The following is a 305-nucleotide window of genomic DNA, read 5'->3' as shown; positions in this document are numbered from 1 at the left end:
CGGCATAACCGATGTTCCACCACACGAGGGACTCGATCGAGGCCCACCTGACCATCGTGTTCACCGCCCTGGCCGTCGCCCGCGAGGCCCAGAACCGGACCGGGCTAGCGATCCGCAACCTCATCCGCCAACTGCGTCCGCTGCGGAGCGCGACCATCACGATCAACGGCGCCGAGCAGACCCTCCCGCCGGCCATCCCCGCGGACAAGCAAGAGATCCTCGAGGCGCTCAAACAACCCCGACTCAGGCACTAACCCCAATGACCGAAGTCAGGGCGAACGGTGAGCCAGTCGACGGCGGACGCG

The 305-nt window shown here is 66.9% G+C and carries 1 pseudogene; it reads left to right on the top strand.

Annotated features, from left to right (window positions below):
• Positions 1-8: 8 nt before the first annotated feature.
• A pseudogene (locus N864_RS23235) lies at positions 9-254 on the top strand (IS1634 family transposase); the annotation flags it as partial.
• Positions 255-305: the final 51 nt, after the last annotated feature.

It is taken from the genome of Intrasporangium chromatireducens Q5-1 (genome assembly GCF_000576575.1).
Taxonomy (GTDB): domain Bacteria; phylum Actinomycetota; class Actinomycetes; order Actinomycetales; family Dermatophilaceae; genus Intrasporangium_A; species Intrasporangium_A chromatireducens.
Note: the sequence above shows the minus strand (reverse complement) of the source record. Positions and strands in the feature narration are given on the sequence as shown.